This is a genomic window from Prauserella oleivorans, from assembly GCF_042685745.1.
Taxonomy (GTDB): domain Bacteria; phylum Actinomycetota; class Actinomycetes; order Mycobacteriales; family Pseudonocardiaceae; genus Prauserella_A; species Prauserella_A oleivorans.
The window spans coordinates 4,991,686-5,009,587 of sequence record NZ_JBHUNT010000001.1; the positions used below are offsets into that span (position 1 = coordinate 4,991,686).

Below are 17,902 nucleotides of genomic sequence, written 5' to 3' on the forward strand. Positions count from 1 at the left end.
GGTCAGACCAGCCAGGCGACGGCGCCGCCCAGCGCGAGCGCCGTCGCCACGCCGAGCGCCACCGCGAGGCCGCGCGAACCGTTCCTCCACGTGCTGTAGACGCCACCGGCGAGAAAGCCGGCGAGGCCGAGCAGCAGGAGCGGGACCCACTGCTGGGACATCTAGAGCACGCCCTTCGTGGACGGGATGCCGCCCGCCCTCGGGTCGCTCTCCGTCGCCGCCCGCAGCGCGCGTGCCACGGCCTTGTACTGCGCCTCGGCGATGTGGTGCGGATCCCGGCCGTGGATGACGCGGACATGCAGGGCGATCTGCGCGTGGAAGGACAGCGAGTCGAAGACATGCCGGGTCAGCACGAACGGGTAGTTGCCGCCGATCGTGAAGGTGTTGAACTGCTCCGGCTCCCCCGTGTGCACGCAGTACGGGCGGCCGGACACGTCGATCGCGGCGTGCGCGAGCGTCTCGTCCATCGGAATCCAGGCGTCACCGAAGCGGCGGATGCCCTTCTTGTCGCCCAGCGCCTCCCGGATGGCCTGGCCGAGCACGATCGCGGTGTCCTCCACCGTGTGGTGGGCGTCGATGTGCACGTCGCCCTCGGCCTCGACCTTCAGGTCCAGCGAGCCGTGCACGCCGAACGAGTGGAGCATGTGGTCGTAGAACGGCACGCCCGTCGACACCTCGACCTGGCCGGTGCCGTCGAGGTCGAGCTCGACCCGGATCGACGACTCCTTGGTGGTGCGCTCGACCTTGCCTGCGCGGCTCACCGCGGGACCTCCTTGCTCGCCTCCAGAAAGGCGTCGTTCTCTTCAGGCGTGCCGATGGTGACGCGCAGGTGTCCCTCGATCCCGACGTCGCGGATCAGCACTCCCCTGTCCACATAGGCCTGCCAGCTGGCGGTCGCGTCGGCGAACCGTCCGAAGAGGATGAAGTTCGCGTCGCTGGGAACCGGCGAGAATCCGAGGCCCTGCAACGCCTCGGCGACGCGGTCGCGCTCGGCGGCGAGCTTCGCCACCGAGGCCAGCGTCTGGTCGGCGTGCCGCAACGCCGCGCGCGCGGCGGCCTGGGTCAGCAGCGACAGGTGGTACGGCAGCCGGACGAGCTGGAGCGCGTCCACCACGGCGGGCGCGGCGGCCAGGTAGCCGAGCCTGCCTCCGGCGAAGGCGAACGCCTTGCTCATCGTGCGCGACACGATGAGCTTCGCCGGGTAGGCGTCCAGCAGGTTGACCGCGCTGAGCTGCGAGGAGAACTCCGCGTACGCCTCGTCGACCACCACGATCCCGGGAGCCGCCCGCAGCACCGTCTCCAGCTCGTCCAGTGGGATCGAGCCGCCGGTGGGGTTGTTCGGGCTGGTCACGAACACCACGTCCGGACGCCGGTCGGCGACTATCCGGGCCGCCCGCTCCGTGTCGAGCGTGAAGTCGTCGCGGCGCGGGGTCGGCACCCAGTCGGTACGCGTGCCCGCGGCGATGATCGGATGCATCGAGTAGGACGGCTCGAACCCGAGTGCCGAGCGACCGGGACCCCCGAAGGCCTGCAGGATCTGCTGCAGCACCTCGTTCGACCCGTTGGCGGCCCACACGTGCCGTTCGGTGAGCGGCACCCGCGTCGACACCGACAGGTAGGCCGCGAGGTCGCGGCGCAGCGCGACCGCGTCGCGGTCGGGGTAGCGATGCAGACCGGCGGCCACCTCACGCACGGCGGCGGTCACGTCCTCCACCAGTTCCGGCGGTGGCGGGTACGGGTTCTCGTTGGTGTTCAGCCGGATCGGCACGTCCAGCTGCGGAGCGCCGTACGGGCTGCGGCCGCGCAGGTCCTCGCGCAGCGGCAACTGGTCGAGGGTGACGGTGTCGGTGCCGCGTGTCTCGTCGGTGCTCGATGCCTCCTCGACGGGAAAGCGTGTCTCGTCGGTGCTCGATGCCTCCTCGACGGGAAAGCGTGTCTCGTCGGTGCTGCTCACCGTGTGCCCTCCGGGAATCGCGCCGTGACCGCCTCGCCGTGGGCGGGCAGGTCCTCCGCGTTGGCCAGCGCCACGACCTTGCCCGCGACCTCGGCCAGTGCCTGCTCGCTGTAGTCGATGACGTGGATGCCTCGGAGGAAGGTCTGCACCGAGAGCCCCGACGAGTGACGCGCGAAGCCGCCGGTCGGCAGCACGTGGTTGGAGCCCGCACAGTAGTCGCCGAGCGACACCGGCGCGTACGGGCCGACGAACACCGCGCCCGCGTTGCGGACCCGCGCGGCCACCTCGCGGGCGTTCGCGGTCTGGATCTCCAGGTGCTCGGCGGCGTAGGCGTCCACCACGCGCAGCCCCTCCTCGACCGAGGAGACGAGCACCGTGCCGGACTGCTTGCCGCGCAGCGCCTGCTCGACACGCTCACTGTGCTTGGTAGCGGCGACGCGGCGTTCCAGTTCGGCGTCGACGGCGTCGGCCAGCGCCTCCGAGGTGGTGACGAGCACGCTCGCGGCAAGTGTGTCGTGCTCGGCCTGGCTGACCAGGTCGGCGGCGACGTGCGCGGGGTCGGCGGTCTCGTCGGCGAGGATGGCGATCTCGGTGGGCCCGGCCTCGGAGTCGATGCCGATGAGGCCGCGCAGCATGCGCTTGGCGGCGGTCAGGTAGATGTTGCCGGGGCCGGTCACCATGTCGACCGGCGCCAGCACGGTGCCGTCGGTGTCGGTGGCACCGTAGGCGAGCAGCGCCACCGCCTGAGCACCGCCGACCGCCCACACCTCGTCGACGCCGAGCAGCGCGGCGGCCGCCAGCGTGGTCGGGTGCGGCAGCCCGCCGAACTCGGCCTGCGGCGGCGAGCACAGCACGACCGAGTTCACACCCGCCTCCTGCGCCGGCACGGTGTTCATCACCACGCTCGACGGGTAGACGGCCAGCCCGCCCGGCGCGTACAGCCCGACACGCCCTACCGGCACCCACCGTTCGGTGACCGTGCCACCGTCGGCCACCCGCGTGGTGACGTCCTCGCGGCGCTGGTCGGCGTGCACGGCGCGGGCGCGCGCGATGGATTCCTCCAGCGCGTCCCGGACGTCCGGGTCGAGCTCGGCGAGCGCGCGGTCGAGCTCGGCGGCCGGTACGCGGACGGTGCGGGGCCGGACATGGTCGAACCGTTCCGTGTACTCCAGCACGGCCTCGACACCACGGTCGCGGACCGCCTCGACCACCGGTCGCACCTGATGCAGTGCCGCGTCCACGTCCATCTCGGCGCGCGGAAGCCGCGCGCGGAGCTCCACCGGGGACGGGACACGACCTCGCAGGTCGGTGCGGTTCAACATGCCTCCCAGGGTACGAGGTGAGGCCGCGCACCCGGCTCACGGGCCGGGCGCCCGCGCGTCCGGTCGCGGCGGCCGACTCGCCGCTTCGCGGCATGAGCGCTGGCATACTCCGGGTGGACACCGAGCGCGTGCGAAGGAGGCCCGCCCATGGACTCGATGCTGCGGATCGCGCTGTGCCAGCTCACCTCGACGGCCGATCCCGGGCACAACCTCGGGCTCGTGCGGGACTGGGTGGCCAAGGCCGCGGGCGAGGGAGCACGCGTGGTGGTGTTCCCGGAGGCGATGATGGCGCACTTCGGCGTCAAGCTGGCCCCGCTGGCCGAGCCGCTGGACGGGCCCTGGGCGAGTGCCGTCGGCGAGATCGCCGCCGAACACGACGTGCTCGTCGTCGCCGGCATGTTCACGCCCGAGGGCGAGCGGGTGCGCAACACCCTGCTGATCACCGGCCTCGGCGAGCACCGCGGCTACGACAAGATCCACCTCTACGACGCGTTCGGCTTCCGGGAGTCCGACACCGTCGCCGGCGGTGACGAGCTCGTCACGGTGGACGTCGACGGCGTGCGGCTCGGCGTGGCCACCTGCTACGACATCCGGTTCCCCGCGTTGTTCCAGGCGCTCGCCGAGGCCGGCACGAGCGCGGTGGCGGTGCCGACGTCGTGGGGTGCGGGCGCGGGCAAGCGCGATCAGTGGGAGGTGCTCGTGCGGGCGCGGGCGCTCGACTCCGGCAACTGGATCCTCGGCTGCGGGCAGGCGGACCCGGCCGCCGCGGGCGTGGACGTGAACCCGAAGGCGCCCACCGGCATCGGCTACTCGACCGTGGCCGACCCGTTCGGCGGCGTGCACGCCCAGCTCGGCCCGGCACCGGAACTGCTCGTCACCGAAATCGACCCGTCGGTAGCCGACAAATCGCGCACAGCGACCGGCGCACTGGCGAACAGACAGATTCGTTAGTCCATTCGGGTAATCGTCACGCGAAATCGGTTGCCTTCTCGTACACATACGGTCGTACAGTCGTCCGAATCGGGCACCGTGTGCCCGGGAACACTGGGGAATCTGGGGGAATCCGACGCGTACGGCGTATCGGTGCGGCGCGCCCGGAAAACCCCCACACGAGGGGGACATCGTGACGGAAATGATCACCCGGCCGATGACGACGCCGGCCGAAATCCACTTCGGACTGACGAAATTCCGTGATCCATTACGGATACCGCCGTTGATCCGGCCGCATTCCTGGTGGCACCAGGACGAGATCACCGTCCAGGCCGTCCGGACGCGGGTCAAGCTGCATTCCGAACTGCCCGAGACCACCGTCTGGGCCTACGACGGGCAGTTCCCGGGCCCGACCATCGAGGTGCACAGCGGCAAGCGGCTGCGCGTGTCGTGGACCAACGCCATCGAGGGAAATCTGCCGCTGACCGGTGTCCGGGCACCGCTGGATCTCGCCGGGCCGCCCGAGGCGAACCCGACCGTCCGGCCCGGCTACCGCGGCCCCGACGGGACGCTGCCCGAGGGCGTCGAGATCATCGAGGGCGTCGACGAGGTTCCGGCATGGACGGTGACACACCTGCACGGCGCCGACTGCAACGGCGGCAACGACGGCTGGGCGCACAACGCCGTGCTGTACGGCCATTCCCAGCTCACCGAGTACCCGAACCGCCAGCGGGCGGCCACCTACTGGTACCACGACCACGCGATGGCCATCACCCGGTTCACCGTCTACTCCGGACTCGCGGGCATGTACCTGATCCGCGACGAGGAGGAGGGCTCACTCGACCTGCCGGCCGACGAGTACGAGATCCCGCTCATGCTCTGCGACCGCAACCTCGACACCACTCCCGACGGCGCGCTCAGCGGCGACCTGCTGTTCAAGATCCCGTACCTCCGGCAGGGCGAGGAGCAAGTTCCGGTTCCGGTCGCGGGACCGTTCAATCTCGTCAACGGGGTGATCTGGCCGCATCTCGACGTCGACGCGCGCTGGTACCGCTTCCGCGTGGTGAACGTGTCCAACTCCCGCTTCTACCGGCTGAACCTGGTCGACGAGGCGGGGGCGAACCACAACGGCCTCGTGCGCCAGATCGGCACGGACGGCGGGCTGCTGCCGGAACCGGCGACGTTGCCGGAGGGCGGCCTCGTCCTCGCCCCGGCCGAGCGGGCCGATCTGCTCGTGGATTTCGGCGCCGACGTCGTGCGCGGCCGGCGGCTCCGGCTGACCGACTCGAGCGTGCCGAGGCACTCCGTCACCGGAGCGCCCGTCACGGAGCCGGACCTCCTGGAGTTCCGCGTGGAGAACCGCAACCGGCACGACCGGTTCGTCCCGCCCGCGAGGCTCGCCGAGTCCTACGTGCGGCTCGAACACGGCACGACCGTGCCGGACGACCATGATCACCTGTTCGTCGCGCTGGTGCCACCGGGCAGCGCAGGCGACGGGCACCCGCAGATGTGGGACCTGCACGAGATCACCGACCCGACGCGGGTTCCCGGCGCGCTGCCGCAGGAAGGCATCGTCCAGCTCAGGGATCCGGAGACCGGCGCTGTGCGGACGTTCGAGCGAGTGGCGACCGTCTTCGACGACACGGTGGCCTTCTTCATCGACCAGAACCGCTGGGCGGTGTGGAACTTCATCCACCTCGACACCGACCCGCCGGAGCACCCGATGCACATCCATCTCGTGCAGTTCCAGGCGTTGTTCCGCCGGACGTTCACGCCGAAGTTCGACATCGGCGTCGGCGGCACCATCGAGCCGGCCGACGGGTTCACCGACGTGCCGCTGGAGGACGGCGAGAAGGGCTGGAAGGACACGATCGTCGTGCGCCCCGGCGAGTGGGTGTCGGTGGCGGGCCGGTTCGGCGAGTCGACCGGCGAGTTCATGTACCACTGCCACATCCTCGATCACGAGGACGAGGGCATGATGCGGCCGTTCGTCGTGCATCCGCCCGCGGTGTCCCGGTTCCACCACCCGGGCGGCCACAGCGGGCACTGAGACTCGGACCCACCGCCCGGATCGCGGGGATGCGGGCGGTGGGTCCGGCCATGCGCGCGCCGGATGTGACCTGCAGCACTCGGTGTCACAAAACCTGATCACGCGGTGCCCTGTGGGCGAACCCATGCCTACGAAAGGGCGCCTCATGAATCTCGCACTGTGGATCGCCGCCACGCTGCTGGCCGTGGTCGCGCTGGCCGGCGGCATCACCAAGACGTTCATGCCCAAGGAGAAGCTGGCCACCAACCCGGGCGCGGAGTGGACGCAGCACGCGAGCGCCGGTTTCGTCAAGACACTCGGTGTGCTCGAACTGCTCGCCGCGGTGGGGCTGATCCTGCCTGCCGTGCTCGGCATCGCACCCGTGCTGGTGCCCGTGACCGCCTCTTGCTGGGTGCTGTTGATGATCGGCGCCATGATCGCGCACGTCCGGTACGGCCCCAGCAGGTTCGCCCTGCTGAACGTGGTCTATCTCGCTGTCGCGGCCTTCATCGTCTGGGGCAGGTTCGGGCCCGAGTCGTTCACCGCCTGACCGGATTTCGTCGAGCGGGCGCGGCTGGTGGCTGCCGCTGCGCCCGCGAACGGCGTGCTGGGGCCGCGGGGCGGCGCCGCACGCGGAGGAGAAGGATCAGGACATGGACGACAGCGTCACCGACGCGGCGACCGAGGCGTTCGTCGCGCACCGCAACCTGCTCTTCACCGTCGCCTACGAGATGCTGGGCTCGGCGGCGGACGCCGAGGACGTGCTGCGGGAAACCTGGCTGCGGTGGACGAAGGTCGACCTGGCGCAGGTTCGCGACCAGCGGGCTTACCTGGTGCGGATCGTGACCCGGCAGGCGCTCAACCGGCTGCGCACGATGCAGCGCCGCAAGGAGTCCTACGTCGGGCCGTGGCTGCCCGACCCGCTGCTCACGGCACCGGACGTGGCCGAGGACATCGAGCTCGCCGAGAGTGTGTCGATGGCGATCATGCTCGTGCTCGAGACGCTCTCGCCGACCGAACGCGCCGTCTTCGTCCTGCGCGAGGCCTTCGACGTCGGCTACGACGAGATCGCCGCCGCTGTCGGCAAGACTCCGGCCGCCGTCCGCCAGATCGCGCACCGCGCCCGCCAGCACGTGGACGCCCGCCGTCCTCGGGAGGTGGTCTCCGCGCGGACCGCCCAGGCGGCTCTCGAGTCGTTCCGGCATGCCCTCGACACGGGCGACCTGCAAAGCCTGCTCGACATCCTCGCCCCCGACGTCGTGCTGGTGAGCGACGGCGGTGGCGTCAAGCAGGCCGCCCTACGCCCGATCACCGGCGCCGAGAGGGTGGTCCGGATGTTCGCGGGCGGCCTGGCCAAGGTCGAGGGCACGCTCACCGGCGAGCCCACCGTGGTCAACGGCAACCCGGCCTTGCTGATCCGCCTGAACGGTGAGATCGACGGTGTGCTGGCGATCCGGGTCGAGGGAGGCCGCATCACCGGCCTCTACTACGTCCGCAACCCGGAGAAGCTTTCCCGGCTGGAGTCCGAGACCCCGCTCACCCTGCGCTGACCGCCCTCACGGGTGCGGCCGGCTCCGCAGGAGAGCCGGCCGCACGCGAACCGCTACGCCGAGACCCGACGGGCTCCCGGGGCGGGCGCCCCGATCTCGGCGAGGCCGGTGAGCGCGTGGGGCAGCGGCCCCTTGTGCAGAACGCCGAGGCGCTGGGTGGCGCGGGTGAGCGCGACGTAGAGCTCGGCCGCGCCGCGGGGCCCGTCGGCGAGGATCCGTTCCGGCTCCACGACCAGGACGGCGTCGAACTCCAGGCCCTTCGTCTCCGACGGCGGCACCGCGCCCGGCACCCCCGGCGGACCGATGACGACGCTGGTGCCCTCGCGGCCGGCTTCGTCCCGCACGAATTCCTCGATGGCAACGGAGAGCTCGGCGTCGCCGACCTGCCGGGACCACGGCCGGATTCCGCAGGAGCGGACCGACTCCGGCGGCTGCAGCCCGGGTGCGAACTCGGCGAGCAGCGAGGCGGCGACGGCCATGATCTCCGCGGGGGTGCGGTAGTTCACCGACAGGGACCGGTAGACCCAGCGGCCGGGCACATACGGCTCCAGCATCGCGCCCCACGAACTCGCTCCGGCCGCCGACCGGCGCTGGGCGAGATCGCCGACCACCGTGAAGGAACGGCCGGGGCAGCGCCGCATCAGCACCCGCCAGTCCATGTCGGACAGCTCTTGGGCCTCGTCGACGACCACGTGCCGGTACGTCCAGTCCCGGTCCGCGGCGGCCCGTTCGGCGAGTTCACGGGAGTCCCGCTCGACGAACCGGCCGGCCAGGTCCTCGGCGTTGAGCACGTTCTCGGCGGCCAGCTGGATGTCCTCGTCGAGCTCCTCCCGGTCCAGATTCATGACGTCCAGCACCCCGGCGGCATAGGCGGCCTCGGCCTTCCGCTGCCGCTCGGCGGCTCGGTCGGCAGCCTTGTCGGCGGCCGGGTCGCGACCCAGCAGGTCCACCAGCTCGTCCAGAAGCGGCACGTCCGACACCGTCCACGCGGTGCCGTCGGCGCGCCACAACGCCGGGTCCGCACCGGCCGCCCGCAGCCGTTCCGGAGACTCGTACAGCGAGGCCAGCAGCGTCTCCGGCGTCAGGATCGGCCAGAGTGCGTCGAGCGCGGCAGTGAACTCGTCGTGCTCCGCGAGCTCGGCGAGCAGGTCCGTCCGCAGGTCCTGCCAGGCCTGGCGGTCCTCGCGGGTCAGCCAGCCCCGGCCGATTCTCACGATCGCCCGTTCGGTGAGCACGTACGTGACGATCTCCGTGAAGACGGCACGCGCCTCGTTGTGCGGCAGCCCGCTCGCACGCGCCTCCTCGATGGCCCACTCGGCGGTTCCGGCGTCGATGCGCACCGTGACGTCCCGCAGCTCGATCGGGACCGGCTCCTCCGGCACCCGTTGCCGGTCGGCGACGGCCGCCGCCAGCACGTCGAGGATCGCCAGGGAGCCCTTGAACCGCGCGACGTCCGGCGCGTCCTCGGCGGTGACGTGCAAGCCGGGCACGAGATCGCCCGGCGTCATGAAGACGACGTCGGACTCGCCCAGCGATGGCAGGACGCGGCTGATGTGGTTCAGGAACGCGGGGTTGGGGCCGACCACGAGCACGCCGTGGCGTTCCATGCGCTCCCGCTGGGTGTAGAGCAGGTAGGCCACCCGGTGCAGGGCAACCACCGTCTTCCCCGTGCCCGGGCCGCCCTCGATCACCAGCACCCCGGGGTGGTCGAGCCGGATGATCTCGTCCTGCTCGGCCTGGATCGTCGCCACGATGTCGCGCATCCCCTCACCGCGTGGCGCGTTCACCGCCGCGAGCAGGGCCGCGTCCCCGCGGCCACCTCGCTCCGTGCCGTCAGGACGGCCGAGCACCTCGTCGGTGAAATCGACCAGCCTGCGCCCGCGGGTGTGGAACTGGCGGCGCCTGCGCATGTTCTCCGGGTTCACGGCGGTGGCGATGTAGAAGGCGCGCGACGCCGGGGCGCGCCAATCCAGCAAGACCGGTTCGTAGGAATTCTCCTCGTCGAAAAGGCCGATCCGGCCGATGTAAAGGCGCTCTCCCGACACGCTGTCCAACCGGCCGAAACACAGACCGTCGTCCGTCACGTCCAGCCGCTTCATCTCCTCGGCCCGCGCCCGTACCTCGACGTCGCGTTCCATCGGTGTCTCGCCGTTGCCCCGCAATGCCGCGTCGTACTCGGCCTTCGCTCGCCCCCGCTCGGCGTCGAGGCGCGCGTAGAGGCCCGCCACGTAGCTCCGCTCGGACCGCAGTTCCTCGTCGTACCCCTGATTTGACACGTGCCCCTCACAGCGGCTAAACTGACATTAGATTCGGCGGGTATTCCATTTGTTGTGGAGCACACGCCGATTTTTTATTGTCCGATGCCTGTCAAGTCCGCTCGTGGAAAAAAGGCGGAAATCGACCCGGCGGCGAGACGCCACCGGGTCGAACACGGATCAGTGAGCCGTGCCCTACGCACACCGGCGCGCCGCGACGCCGGCCTCTGCTCAGCGCAGGTCCATCCCCAGGTCGAGTGCCTTGGAGGAGTGGGTGAGCGCACCGACCGCCAGATAGTCCACACCGGACTCCGCGTAGGCGCGCGCGTTCTCCAGCCGGAGCCCGCCGGAGGACTCCAGCCGCGTCTTCGGGCTGCGCTCGTCGCGCAGACGCACCGCCCGGGCGCAGGCGTGCGGGCTGAAGTTGTCGAGCAGGACCTCGTCCGCGCCCGCGGCGAGGGCCTCGGCGAGCTGGTCGAGCGTGTCGACCTCCACCTCGCACGGCAGGCCGTCCGCGTGCTGCCGCGCGAGCCGCAAGGCCTCCGTGACCGACCCCGCGGCCACGACGTGGTTGTCCTTGATGAGCACCGCGTCACCGAGTCCCATCCGGTGGTTCACCCCACCGCCGCAGCGCACGGCGTACTTCTCCAGCAACCGCAGCCCCGGCAGCGTCTTGCGGGAGTCCCGGATGGCGCAGCCGGTGCCCTGCACCGCGCTCACCCATGCAGCGGTCGCGGTGGCGATCCCGGAGAGGTGGCACAGCAGGTTCAGCGCGGTGCGCTCCGCCGTGAGCAGACCACGCACGGTGCCGCGCACGACGAGCGCGGGCTGCCCCGCATCCAGGCGCGTGCCGTCCTCGACGCGGTCCAGCACCTCGTAGGCGTCGCCGAGCACCTCGTCGAACACGGCCAGCGCCGCGGGGACACCGGCGATGACGCCGGCTGTGCGCGGGGTGAGCTCGGCCGTCGCGGTCGCCGCGGCGGGCACGGTGGCCGCAGTGGTGGCGTCGGGGCCGTACCGCAGGTCCTCCGCGAGCGCGGTGGTGACGACACGGCGCAGGTCGTCGCGGTCCAGCTCGCTCATGTGTCCTCCCAGGTCGCGCCGTCCGCGTGCGCCGGTCATGCCACACCTTCCAGGACGGGGTCGGCGAGTACCGGCTGCCCGGACGGGCTCAGCCGGATCAGCTGGCTGCGCTGCCACATCACGTCGTCCCGCTCGGGGAAGTCGGTCCGCACATGGCTGCCGCGGGACTCAGTGCGCCGGGCCGCCGCGGCCACCAGCGCCTGGGCCAGCAGCGTCAGCGCCGCGTCCTCGACATCCTCGCTGGTCCACAACGGACTGTCCTGTGCGGAGAGATCGAGCACCGAGCCGGCCACCGCGAGCCCCTCGGCGTCGCGGCCGATGCCGGCGTAGCGGCTCATCACGCGCTGCAGCGCGTCCCGTGGGACGACGGCCACGCCGCCGGTCTCGGGCAGACGGCCGTGCCGCGGGTTCGCCAGCGCACCGGCGGCCAGGTCAGCGGCGACGGCCTCGGCCGCTCGCCTGCCCACGACGAGCCCCTCGAGCAGGCTGTTGGACGCCAGCCGGTTCGCGCCGTGCAGCCCGGTGCGCGCGACCTCCCCCGCCGCGTAGAGCCCGGTGACACCCGTGCGGCCGTCGGTGCCCGCCACCACGCCGCCGCAGGAGAAGTGCGCGGCCGGGGTGACGGGGATCGGTTCGCGGGTGGGGTCGACGCCCGCCGCGGCACACGCGGCGTGCACGGTCGGGAATCGGGTGGCGAAGCCGTCGATGCCGGTGGCGTCGAGGAACACGTGGTCGTCGACGCCGCCCGGCGCCTGCGCCATGCGCCGGGTGATGGCCGCCGAGACGACGTCGCGTGGCGCCAGGTCGCCCAACGGATGGACGCCGCGCATCACGCGGGCTCCGGTCGCGTCGACGAGCACGGCGCCTTCGCCGCGCACGGCCTCGGTGACCAGTGGGCACCGTCCGCGCGCACCCGGCGTGTAGAGCACGGTCGGGTGGAACTGCACGAACTCGATGTCGGCCAGCACCGCACCGGCCCGCAACGCGAGCGCGAGCCCGTCACCGGTGGCGATCTCGGGGTTCGACGTCGCCTGGTAGAGCTGGCCGAGGCCACCGGTCGCGACCAGCACCGCGGGGGCGCGCAGCACGCCGGGCACCCCGTCGGCGTCGAGCACGGTGACGCCCGCGACGTGACCGAGCGGCGTGCGCAGCGCGTCGACGGCGACGTGCCGTTCCAGCACGGGAACGCCCTGCCCGGTCGCAGCGGCGACGAGCGTGCGCTCCACCTCGGCGCCGGTCGCGTCCCCGCCGGCGTGGATTACGCGAAACGCGCTGTGCCCGCCCTCCCGGGTCCGGGAGAACCCGGTCGCGCCCATGTCGAAGCGCGCCCCGAGCGCCCGCAGCGCGGTGACCGCCGACGACCCGGCCCCGACGACGTCGGCCACGGCATGCGGGTCGCACAGGCCGGCGCCCGCGGTGACGGTGTCGGCCGCGTGTGCCGCGACGGTGTCACCCTCGTCGTGCTCGCCGTCCAGCACCACGGCGACGCCGCCCTGCGCCCAGCGCGTGTTGCCGTCGGCGACGCCCGCCTTGGTCACCACGAGCACCCGCAGCCCGAGCTCGCGGGCCCGCAGCGCCGCCGTCAGCCCGGCCACGCCGCTGCCGAGGATCACGAGGTCCGCGCGCGCCTCCCACCGGGGCGTCCGACCAGTTTTCGACTCACGGTCGGTAACCTGCCGGTTCATTCCCCGCCGCCCGGCTTGCCGATCTCGATCATCCGCTGCACCGAGGCGCGGGCCCGGGCGGCGACGTCCGGGTCGACGTCCACCTCGTCGGCGCCCTCACGCAGCGACCGCAGGAGCGCGGCCGGCGTGATCATCTTCATGTACCGGCAGGACGCGCGGTCGTTCACCGCACGGAAGTCGATCTCGGGCGCGGCCTTGCGCAGCTGGTGCAGCATCCCCACCTCGGTGGCGACCAGCACCGACGTCGCCCTGGTCTGCCGGGCCGCGGTGAGCATGTCACCGGTCGAGAGGATCTTGACGCGCTCCGCCTCCACGGCACCCTCGCCCGCGAGGTAGAGCGCCGACGTGGCACAGCCGCACTCGGGGTGGATAAACAGGTCGGCCTCCGGCGAGGCCGCCGCGCGCTCGGCTAGCTCGGGACCGTTGATGCCCGCGTGCACATGGCACTCCCCCACCCAGACGTGCAGGTTCTCCCGTCCGGTGACCCGCTTGACGTGCGCGCCGAGGAACTGGTCGGGGCAGAACAGGACATCGCGGTCCTCCGGGATCGAGGCCACCACGTCGACCGCGTTCGACGACGTGCAGCAGATGTCGGTCTCCGCCTTCACCTCGGCGGTCGTGTTGACGTACGAGACGACGACCGCGCCCGGATGCTCGGCCTTCCAGGCCCGCAGCTGTTCCCCGGTGATCGAGTCGGCCAGCGAGCAACCCGCGCGCGCGTCCGGGATCAGCACCGTCTTGTCCGGCGAGAGGATCTTGGCGGTCTCGGCCATGAAGTGGACGCCGCAAAAGACGATCGTGGACGCCTCGCTGGCGGCCGCGATCCGACTCAGCGCGAGCGAGTCGCCGGTGTGGTCGGCGATCTCCTGGATCTCGGGGAGCTGGTAGTTGTGCGCGAGCAGCACCGCGTCCCGCTCCTTCGCGAGCCTGCGGACCTCGTCCGCCCAGGCCGCGTCCGCCTCGACGCCCCCGTAGGGAGCGAGCGGGTCCGCCTGCACCGCCGTATCCAGCCTCGACATGTCGAGCCTCCGGTTGCCTCCGGTGGTTTTCGCCTTATAATCGAAAACCGTGCGCTCACATATTAACAGCACGAACCCCCTGGCACACGAGGTCCTTGCGGCGGTATTACAAGTGCGTTACACCACACCGACGGCCGGTGGGCAGCCGTCGTTGCAGGTCCTGCTGTGGCGCCGCGCCCTCGATCCGCACGTCGGGCGCTGGTCGTTGCCCGGTGGCCGGCTGCGCCCCGACGAGGACGTCGAGACCTCGATCCGCCGTCAGCTCGCCGAGAAGGTCGACATCAAGCAGCTCACCCACGTCGAGCAGCTCGCCGTGTTCAGCGACCCGCACCGCGTGCCCGGGCCACGCGTCGTCGCCACCGCGTTCCTCGGCCTGGTCCCCTCGGACGTCGACCCGGAGGTGCCCGAGGACACGGCCTGGCACCCCGTCGACGAGCTGCCGCGCACGGCGTTCGACCACGAGGCCATCGTGCTGCGCGCCCGCGACCGGCTCCGGGCGAAGCTCAGCTACACCAATGTCGGGTTCGCGCTCGCACCGAGGGAGTTCACGATCTCCGCCCTGCGCGATCACTACTCCGCCGCGCTCGGCTACCGCGTCTCGGCGACCAACCTGCAACGGGTGCTCTCCCGGCGCGGGCTGCTCGTGGCCACTGGTTCGACCGCACCCTCCGGCCGCGCCGGCGGGCGACCAGCAGCGCTGTACTCCTTCGCGCACGACGACATGCAGGTCACCGACCCGTTCGCGGTGTTCAAACCACCGGCCCGCACGACGGGCGCCCGTGCGCGAACGCGCGCGCCCCGCCGCGACGCCGTAACGTGAACGCGTGGCCGACACGAGACCGGACAGCAAGCGGACGACACTCCCGCTGTTCCCGCTGCAGACCGTGCTCCTCCCCGGCACGCACCTGCCGCTGCACATCTTCGAGCCGCGCTACCGCCAGTTGACCGTCGACCTGGTCACCGAAACGGTGCCCGACCGGCTCTTCGGCGTGATCGCGATCCGCACGGCACTGGTGCAGGAGGTCGAGGAGCTGGAGCACGTCCAGCACATCGGGTGCGCGGCCAGGCTGCAGCAGGCCAAGCGGTTGCCGGACGGGCGGTTCGACATCACCACCACCGGGCACCGGCGGTTCCGTCTGCTCGACCTCGACCTGCATTCGGCTCCCTACCTCGTCGGGACTGTCGAATGGCTCGACGACCACGCGTTGCCCCCGGAGAGCGAGGACGTCGCGTGGCGGCTTGCCGACCTGGCGCGCGCCGCCCACCGGCGGTACTGCGAATCGGCCTGGGAGCAGGAGAGCACGCGGGCGCCGGCACCGGACACCGATCCGGCCGACCTCGCCTACCTGCTGGCCGCCGACTGCCTGCTGCCCCTCGCCGACCGGCAGGCGTTGCTGGAGGAACGGCAACCCCTGCGCCGCCTGCGGACCGTCTGCGGGCTGCTCAACCGCGAGGCCGGGTTCCTGTCGAAGCTGCACGCCGTGCCGGCGCCCCTGGCCGAGATGGACAAGACGGTCAAGCCCAGCCTGAACTGACCCCGAGCCGCCTCAGCGGTAAGGGTCGGTGATCTCGCAGAGTTTCGTCAACGTGTCGCGCAGCTGCGTCAGGCGACGCCTGCCCACGTGCTGCTCCCACTCGGCCTCGATGCGCGTGATCTCCGCCTCGGCGAACGGCGCCGCCGCGCGCGCCTTGTCCGTGCCCCGGACGAGCCGAGCCCGGCCGTCGGTCGGATCCGGTACACGCTCCACATAGCCGGCCTTCTCCAGCTGGTCGACCAGAAAGCCGGCGGTCTGCTTGGTCACCTGCGCCGCCTCGGCCAGCTCGGTCAACCGGCTGCCGTCCGGATCGAGCCGCTGCAGCAGCCGGGCCTGCGCGAGCGTGACGTCGAACCCGGCGGCGCGGATCGCGTCCATGACCCGGTTCTCCAGGTGCCGGTACGGGATGTAGAGGAGCAGTCCGGTGTTCAACGCGGCCCCCTTGACGATAGTCAGATGCTCTGATTAAAGTAGTCAGTCTATCTTACCATTTTTGGGCGAGGTTCCCATGGACCACAACGACAAGTGGCTGGCGATCGACGCAGAACGCGCGCGCCTTGCCGACCTGCTCGAGACCCTGACCGACCACGAGTGGGCCCAGCCGTCCCTGTGCGCGGGATGGACGGTCCATCACGTCGCGACGCATGTCGCGCTCGCGCCCTACGTCTCGTTTGGCACCGTCCTCGCCGTGGCGATCAGGGCGCGAGGCGACTTCAACCGCATGGTCGACATGCTCACCCGGCGAGAGGCGGCGAAACGGACGCCCGCGGAGGTGATGGAACTGCTCCGGCGAGCGGTCGGCCTGCGCCGCCTCGCGCCGCGGCAGACACTCGACAACGCACTGATGGACGTGCACGTCCACACACAGGACATCGCGATGCCGCTGGGCCGCGCGCTGCCGATGCCGACGGAGGCGGCAGTCGCATCGGCCGAGCACCTGTGGGAGGTCGGGTTCCCCTTCCACGCCCGCCGGCGCCTCGCCGGACACCGTCTCATCGCGACGGACGCCGATTGGAGCGCCGGTGCGGGCACGGACATCCGCGGCCCGATCCAGGCGCTGGTCATGCTGCTGGCCGGCCGCACGGCCACTCTGCCGCAGCTCAGCAGCATCGAGGGCGTCCCGACGTCGTGGGCACCGGCGAGACCCCGCTACCCGAGCCTGCGGCCGAGGTCGTCGCGACTGTTCCAGGTCGCGAGGAAGCCGTACGCCAGCACCGTCGTGAACGGCTGAGCCACCAGCGCCCACGCGCTTTCCAGCCGTGGCGCCCGCTCCACGACGTCACCGAGCGCGGGCGGGCTGTCGATCGCGTACCGGCTCTCGGCGAACGCCAGCCCCAGCCGCATGGCCAGCCACGCCGACAGCAGCGAGCCGAGCGCGGCGGCGATCAGCACCACCGGGCCACGCCGTTCCCGCAACAGCCACACGGCAACGCCGACGAGGATTCCGGTGGCGAGCCCGATCAGCAGGAAGATCGCGAGGTCGTCGAACCGGTGCCAGCTCTCCAGCTGCAGCGGGACGGGCTCGGCACCGGCCCGGACGACGCGTTCGCGCTGCGGGGGCGCGAGCACCGCCCACAGCAGCCCGAGCGGGATGCCCAGCAGGCCCACGAAGGAGACCACGCTGACGGCGGGCAGCAGGTCGGCCTTGACGACCACTCGCGGTCGCTGCGCTCGCGCGACCGCGAAGGTCTGCGCCCGCCACGCGGATTCAGCCTGCTGCTCGGGCACTCCCGCCTCCTCGTTCTCAGCTCAGGCCCGTTGTCCGGGCGAGCCTAGCCCGTCGCCGTGCCCGCGGGCGCGGCGGAGGTGCGTCAGTGCTGCGCGTCCACGTGCCGGGCGAAGCTGTCCGGGTCGAACCGGCCACCGAACCACGGCGAGAGCCCCCGGCGCGCCTCCTCCAGGAACTCCTCCCGGCCGGCGGCGTCGAGTCCTTCCGGCAGCACCCCGAGCAGCGGCGCACCCGCGGCGACCGGCAGGTCCGCGAGGTTGGTGCGGTGCGCCAGGGACGGGCGCGCGGGCCAGGAACCGACGACGACGCCGAGGACGTCGATGCCGCGGCGGGTGGCCACCTCCGCCGTGAGCGCCGTGACGTTGAGCGTGCCGAGCGCGGCGTCGGTGACGATCAGCACCGGTCCGCCGATCGCCCATGCGACGTCGGCGACCGTGCCGCCGTCCCCGTCGAACCGGGTGAGCAGGCCGCCGGTGCCCTCGACGAGCACGGTCTCGTGCGCGGCGTGCAGCTCGCTCGCCGCACGTGCGGCCTCCGCCGGGGTCACCGGCGGAAGGCCGCGACGACGGGCCGCGGCTTCCGGGGACAGCCGATCCGGATAACGGCTCAGCTCCCTCGTCGGTACGTCGCCGGCGAGGCGCCGCACGCGGGCGAGGTCACCCGGTTGTTCCGGGGCCACTCCCGTCTGTGCGGGCTTCAGCACGGCGACGCCGGCGCCGCGGTCCTGGGCGAGCGCGGCTATGGCCGCGGCCACCACTGTCTTGCCGACGCCGGCTCTCGTTCCGGAGATCACCAGCACCGTCACGGGACC

Annotated in this window: 18 protein-coding genes; 7 read left to right on the forward strand and 11 right to left on the reverse strand. The window is 71.8% G+C overall.

Annotated features, from left to right (window positions below):
• Positions 1 to 2: 2 nt before the first annotated feature.
• Genes ACFSZT_RS24570 through hisD form a run of 4 tightly spaced genes read right to left on the reverse strand, consistent with a single transcriptional unit; the run spans position 3 to position 3,276 of the window.
• Positions 3 to 161 carry a hypothetical protein gene (locus ACFSZT_RS24570; RefSeq protein ID WP_377385168.1) on the reverse strand — a complete coding sequence of 53 codons (159 nt, stop codon included), beginning with the start codon at positions 159 to 161 and terminating at the stop codon, positions 3 to 5.
• Complete coding sequence (hisB, locus tag ACFSZT_RS24575; RefSeq protein ID WP_377385166.1) at positions 162 to 761, reverse strand: imidazoleglycerol-phosphate dehydratase HisB; 600 nt, start codon at positions 759 to 761, stop codon at positions 162 to 164.
• The gene (locus ACFSZT_RS24580) at positions 758 to 1,954 is read right to left on the reverse strand and encodes a histidinol-phosphate transaminase (protein WP_377385164.1); all 1,197 of its coding nucleotides are present in this window, start codon (positions 1,952 to 1,954) and stop codon (positions 758 to 760) included. Before ACFSZT_RS24580 ends, hisB begins: the two co-directional genes overlap by 4 nt.
• A complete protein-coding gene (gene hisD / locus ACFSZT_RS24585) occupies positions 1,951 to 3,276 on the reverse strand; it encodes a histidinol dehydrogenase (protein ID WP_377385162.1) in 1,326 nt (441 codons plus the stop codon). The genes ACFSZT_RS24580 and hisD overlap by 4 nt, the downstream gene beginning before the upstream one ends.
• 156 nt (positions 3,277 to 3,432) lie before the next feature.
• On the opposite strand from hisD, the gene ACFSZT_RS24590 reads away from it, so the two are divergent.
• The 4 genes from ACFSZT_RS24590 to ACFSZT_RS24605 all read left to right on the forward strand — a co-directional run bounded on the left by ACFSZT_RS24590 (position 3,433) and on the right by ACFSZT_RS24605 (position 7,785).
• Positions 3,433 to 4,227: a carbon-nitrogen hydrolase family protein gene (locus ACFSZT_RS24590; RefSeq protein WP_377385267.1), complete on the forward strand. Its 795-nt coding sequence runs from the start codon at positions 3,433 to 3,435 to the stop codon at positions 4,225 to 4,227.
• Between the two features lie 181 nt (positions 4,228 to 4,408).
• Positions 4,409 to 6,256 (forward strand): multicopper oxidase family protein, encoded by a 1,848-nt coding sequence (locus ACFSZT_RS24595; RefSeq protein ID WP_377385265.1) that lies wholly within the window; start codon positions 4,409 to 4,411, stop codon positions 6,254 to 6,256.
• A 145-nt stretch (positions 6,257 to 6,401) separates the two neighbouring features.
• On the forward strand, positions 6,402 to 6,785 hold the full coding sequence (locus ACFSZT_RS24600; RefSeq protein ID WP_377385160.1) for a DoxX family protein: 384 nt from the start codon (positions 6,402 to 6,404) through the stop codon (positions 6,783 to 6,785).
• A gap of 103 nt (positions 6,786 to 6,888) precedes the next feature.
• Positions 6,889 to 7,785, forward strand: a complete 897-nt coding sequence (locus ACFSZT_RS24605) for an RNA polymerase sigma-70 factor (protein ID WP_377385158.1) — start codon at positions 6,889 to 6,891, stop codon at positions 7,783 to 7,785.
• Positions 7,786 to 7,838: 53 nt separating this feature from the next.
• On the opposite strand, the gene helR is transcribed toward ACFSZT_RS24605, so the two are convergent.
• The 4 genes from helR to nadA all read right to left on the reverse strand — a co-directional run bounded on the left by helR (position 7,839) and on the right by nadA (position 13,827).
• Positions 7,839 to 10,061: an RNA polymerase recycling motor ATPase HelR gene (helR, locus tag ACFSZT_RS24610; protein WP_377385156.1), complete on the reverse strand. Its 2,223-nt coding sequence runs from the start codon at positions 10,059 to 10,061 to the stop codon at positions 7,839 to 7,841.
• 210 nt (positions 10,062 to 10,271) lie between these two features.
• On the reverse strand, positions 10,272 to 11,123 hold the full coding sequence (gene nadC, locus ACFSZT_RS24615) for a carboxylating nicotinate-nucleotide diphosphorylase (RefSeq protein WP_377385154.1): 852 nt from the start codon (positions 11,121 to 11,123) through the stop codon (positions 10,272 to 10,274).
• Between the two features lie 35 nt (positions 11,124 to 11,158).
• Positions 11,159 to 12,808 (reverse strand): L-aspartate oxidase, encoded by a 1,650-nt coding sequence (locus tag ACFSZT_RS24620; RefSeq protein ID WP_377385152.1) that lies wholly within the window; start codon positions 12,806 to 12,808, stop codon positions 11,159 to 11,161.
• The gene (gene nadA, locus ACFSZT_RS24625) at positions 12,805 to 13,827 is read right to left on the reverse strand and encodes a quinolinate synthase NadA (RefSeq protein ID WP_377385151.1); all 1,023 of its coding nucleotides are present in this window, start codon (positions 13,825 to 13,827) and stop codon (positions 12,805 to 12,807) included. The genes ACFSZT_RS24620 and nadA overlap by 4 nt, the downstream gene beginning before the upstream one ends.
• Before the next feature lie 112 nt (positions 13,828 to 13,939).
• Here nadA and ACFSZT_RS24630 point away from each other — a divergent pair, with 112 nt between their 5' ends.
• Together ACFSZT_RS24630 and ACFSZT_RS24635 are read left to right on the forward strand one after the other, a co-directional pair.
• Entirely contained in the window at positions 13,940 to 14,647 is a 708-nt protein-coding gene (locus ACFSZT_RS24630; RefSeq protein ID WP_377385149.1) for an NUDIX hydrolase, read from the forward strand.
• 4 nt (positions 14,648 to 14,651) lie between these two features.
• On the forward strand, positions 14,652 to 15,362 hold the full coding sequence (locus tag ACFSZT_RS24635) for an LON peptidase substrate-binding domain-containing protein (RefSeq protein ID WP_377385147.1): 711 nt from the start codon (positions 14,652 to 14,654) through the stop codon (positions 15,360 to 15,362).
• Positions 15,363 to 15,374: 12 nt separating this feature from the next.
• On the opposite strand, the gene ACFSZT_RS24640 is transcribed toward ACFSZT_RS24635, so the two are convergent.
• The gene (locus ACFSZT_RS24640; RefSeq protein ID WP_377385145.1) at positions 15,375 to 15,794 is read right to left on the reverse strand and encodes a MarR family winged helix-turn-helix transcriptional regulator; all 420 of its coding nucleotides are present in this window, start codon (positions 15,792 to 15,794) and stop codon (positions 15,375 to 15,377) included.
• Positions 15,795 to 15,855: 61 nt separating this feature from the next.
• Between ACFSZT_RS24640 and ACFSZT_RS24645 the strand changes: the two genes are divergently transcribed.
• Entirely contained in the window at positions 15,856 to 16,593 is a 738-nt protein-coding gene (locus tag ACFSZT_RS24645) for a maleylpyruvate isomerase family mycothiol-dependent enzyme (protein WP_377385143.1), read from the forward strand.
• On the opposite strand, the gene ACFSZT_RS24650 is transcribed toward ACFSZT_RS24645, so the two are convergent.
• Positions 16,512 to 17,090 (reverse strand): DUF2567 domain-containing protein, encoded by a 579-nt coding sequence (locus tag ACFSZT_RS24650; protein WP_377385141.1) that lies wholly within the window; start codon positions 17,088 to 17,090, stop codon positions 16,512 to 16,514. The two genes, ACFSZT_RS24645 and ACFSZT_RS24650, sit on opposite strands and share 82 nt — an antisense overlap.
• Before the next feature lie 83 nt (positions 17,091 to 17,173).
• A complete protein-coding gene (gene bioD / locus ACFSZT_RS24655; RefSeq protein ID WP_377385139.1) occupies positions 17,174 to 17,896 on the reverse strand; it encodes a dethiobiotin synthase in 723 nt (240 codons plus the stop codon).
• Positions 17,897 to 17,902: the final 6 nt, after the last annotated feature.

What these genes read in the sequence shown, in the direction of transcription:
- ACFSZT_RS24570 (WP_377385168.1), bottom strand. Translation starts at nt 161, where the DNA reads ATGTCCCAGCAGTGGGTCCCGCTCCTGCTGCTCGGCCTCGCCGGCTTT.
- hisD (WP_377385162.1), bottom strand. Translation starts at nt 3,276, where the DNA reads ATGTTGAACCGCACCGACCTGCGAGGTCGTGTCCCGTCCCCGGTGGAG.
- ACFSZT_RS24590 (WP_377385267.1), top strand. Translation starts at nt 3,433, where the DNA reads ATGCTGCGGATCGCGCTGTGCCAGCTCACCTCGACGGCCGATCCCGGG.
- ACFSZT_RS24595 (WP_377385265.1), top strand. Translation starts at nt 4,409, where the DNA reads ATGATCACCCGGCCGATGACGACGCCGGCCGAAATCCACTTCGGACTG.
- ACFSZT_RS24600 (WP_377385160.1), top strand. Translation starts at nt 6,402, where the DNA reads ATGAATCTCGCACTGTGGATCGCCGCCACGCTGCTGGCCGTGGTCGCG.
- ACFSZT_RS24605 (WP_377385158.1), top strand. Translation starts at nt 6,889, where the DNA reads ATGGACGACAGCGTCACCGACGCGGCGACCGAGGCGTTCGTCGCGCAC.
- nadC (WP_377385154.1), bottom strand. Translation starts at nt 11,123, where the DNA reads ATGAGCGAGCTGGACCGCGACGACCTGCGCCGTGTCGTCACCACCGCG.
- ACFSZT_RS24620 (WP_377385152.1), bottom strand. Translation starts at nt 12,808, where the DNA reads ATGAACCGGCAGGTTACCGACCGTGAGTCGAAAACTGGTCGGACGCCC.
- nadA (WP_377385151.1), bottom strand. Translation starts at nt 13,827, where the DNA reads ATGTCGAGGCTGGATACGGCGGTGCAGGCGGACCCGCTCGCTCCCTAC.